The following is a 2,215-nucleotide window of genomic DNA, read 5'->3' as shown; positions in this document are numbered from 1 at the left end:
CGTCACTGGCTCGCTTTGCGCGATCGCCGCGGCGACATCCACGAACAGCTTTTGCGCGGGCTTGGCGCCGAGGCGCCAGGTGTCCGGCCGCTCCGGCCAGATCAGCCAGCAGCCTGACTTTGGTTCGAATTCGCCGGGCGCGCGAAACCCATCCTGTTTCGGCCTTGTCGAGAGGGTACGGGGCATCTTGGGACCGCCGGGAAATGGAGTGATGACTTGCCCGGATCAGACGTTTTTGGGACCTTGTCCGTCAATGTCCCATTTGGGATATCGGTGTTGACCGCTGTCTCCTGTTGCGGAACGGCATTGCCTTGCCACGGTGATCGGCGCAAATCTCGACCGGACGGCGTATGCCGGTGACGCAAGCAGTCGACGAAAGGGGAAAAGCGGATGGATGCGACCGAACTGAAGGCCATGCAGGCGCCGCTGAAGCAGGCCTACCGTGACGATGCTTCGCAGGCTCTGATCACGCTTCGCGCCAAGGGCTCGATCGATGACCAGTCGGTTGCCTGCAAGGTGGAGACGGGCAGGGCGCTCGCCATCGCCGGCTTGCATCCGGCAACAGGCGGCTCAGGGCTTGAACTCTGCTCGGGCGACATGCTGCTGGAGGCCTTGGTCGCCTGCGCCGGGGTGACGCTCAAGGCGGTGGCGACGGCGCTCGAGTTCAAGCTCGGCGCCGCCACGGTGGAGGCCGAAGGCGATCTCGATTTTCGCGGCACGCTCGGTGTCGCCAAGGATGCACCGGTCGGCTTTCGCGCCATCCGGCTCAATTTCAACCTCGACACCGCTGAGCCGCAGGAGCGGGTAGACTCGCTGCTGAAGCTGACCGAGCGTTATTGCGTGGTGTTCCAGACCATCAGCCAGAAGCCGGAGCTGACGGTGAGCGCACGCCGCTGATGCTTACTGCGCCGACGGTTCTTCGGCGTCGCCCTCGTCAGTGAAGGGCGAGGCGCTCGGCACGCATTGCACCGACCAGCCGGCCGGTGTCGGCTGCTTCTGATATTCGGTGATGGCGGCGGTGCACTGTTCGCGTTTGTCGAAGGTGCTGGGCAGCACGACCATGCCGCCTTGCGGGCCGGCGATTACCAGATACCAGACCAACGCTGCTGCGGTCGTAGCCATGGGGATTTCCTTGTTCTGCCAGTTGGGCGCTGTTGTGGGAGTCGCTGTGACCCTACCAACTCCATGGAAATGACGAAAGCCTGACCGCCGCACAGCTTCCCGCCGTCACATCACAGCCGCGTGATGTGACGGGGGTTTCCAGCCCGATTTCGAAGCGCAATCGGCTCAGTTGGTGGCAAAACAATAGAACAAGCCATCGCCCCCGGTGCCCTTGAGCGCCTCCTGGCTGCAGCCGCCGCGCGAGGCGTGCGAGGAATTCCAGGATTTGGCCGCTGCCGAATCGTCGAGACCGGCGCGGTCATGATGGCCCATCATCGCGGCGCCTTCCGCCCCGCTCATCGTCCAGTTGCCGCAGGTCTGGTCGGCGATCTTGGTGCCGTCGGGCTTGGAGCCGGTCAGCACGTCGTGGCGGTTGGGCGTGTCGCCGCGGCCGTTGACCGCTTCGCCTTTCTCGTTGAGCGCTGTCTGTTTGGTGATGCCGTTGGCATCGCTGTGCAACGAGGCGACATCGTCGGCGATCTTGACGCCCTTGGCGTTCACCCATGGCCCCTTGCCGATGCGGTCGCGGGCGTCGGTGTCGCTGGTCGACAGATAGGCGGCCCAACTCTTGCCGGTGACGCCGGCGGCTTCCGCCAACGACGCGCAATGCGCGTCGGCGCCCTTGAGGCCGCCGAGGTCGGCACCCTTGCCGGAACCGACACTGGTGACGAAGAAGCTCATCTTGGCATCTTGCGAGTAAGCGGCGCCCGCGGCTGCGATCAGGGTGGCGGCGGTGGCGAGAAGCAGTTTACGCATGTCGGTCCTCCGGTTGGTCTTCGACGGGTTACATCAGAAGAAACGTTGCCGGAGGCCTGTTTAATCCCTACGCATGTCGCCTAAAAGTATGCAGTGGTTTTTGGGAAACCGACATGCGGCAAAAAAGGCTCTAGTTTTATTCCGGCTGGCGATAGGCGACGAACCGATTGTGCTTGGCCTGAAAGATCAATCCGGTCTCTTTCAGGTCCGGGCTGGCCAGCGGCACGATGCGTTTGGCGATCTCGGAGGGATGCGGCAACGTCTCGGGATCTTCGCCCGGCACTGCTTGGGCACGCAT

The 2,215-nt window shown here is 63.6% G+C and carries 4 protein-coding genes and 1 pseudogene; 1 reads left to right on the top strand and 4 read right to left on the bottom strand.

What is annotated here, in order from left to right; all coding sequences use genetic code 11:
- Nucleotides 1-186, bottom strand: a 186-nt coding sequence (locus tag EN906_RS31590; protein WP_206529215.1) for an agmatine deiminase family protein, incomplete at its 3' end; no start/stop codon positions are given.
- A 204-nt stretch (nt 187-390) separates the two neighbouring features.
- Here EN906_RS31590 and EN906_RS31585 point away from each other — a divergent pair.
- Nucleotides 391-897, top strand: coding sequence for an OsmC family protein (locus EN906_RS31585; RefSeq protein ID WP_127269953.1), 507 nt, complete (start codon nt 391-393; stop codon nt 895-897).
- Between the two features lie 3 nt (nt 898-900).
- Here the strand turns inward: EN906_RS31585 and EN906_RS31580 are convergent, their stop codons facing one another.
- From EN906_RS31580 to EN906_RS38590, 3 genes and pseudogenes are all read right to left on the bottom strand, one after another.
- Nucleotides 901-1,122 carry a hypothetical protein gene (locus EN906_RS31580; RefSeq protein WP_013532531.1) on the bottom strand — a complete coding sequence of 74 codons (222 nt, stop codon included), beginning with the start codon at nt 1,120-1,122 and terminating at the stop codon, nt 901-903.
- A gap of 165 nt (nt 1,123-1,287) precedes the next feature.
- Nucleotides 1,288-1,917: a hypothetical protein gene (locus tag EN906_RS31575; protein ID WP_127267854.1), complete on the bottom strand. Its 630-nt coding sequence runs from the start codon at nt 1,915-1,917 to the stop codon at nt 1,288-1,290.
- A gap of 136 nt (nt 1,918-2,053) precedes the next feature.
- Nucleotides 2,054-2,215: pseudogene (locus EN906_RS38590) on the bottom strand (oxidoreductase); the annotation flags it as partial.

This window comes from Mesorhizobium sp. M7A.F.Ca.CA.004.06.1.1 (genome assembly GCF_003999135.1).
In the GTDB taxonomy this organism is placed as follows: domain Bacteria; phylum Pseudomonadota; class Alphaproteobacteria; order Rhizobiales; family Rhizobiaceae; genus Mesorhizobium.
This window is presented reverse-complemented; position numbering and strand designations above follow the sequence as displayed.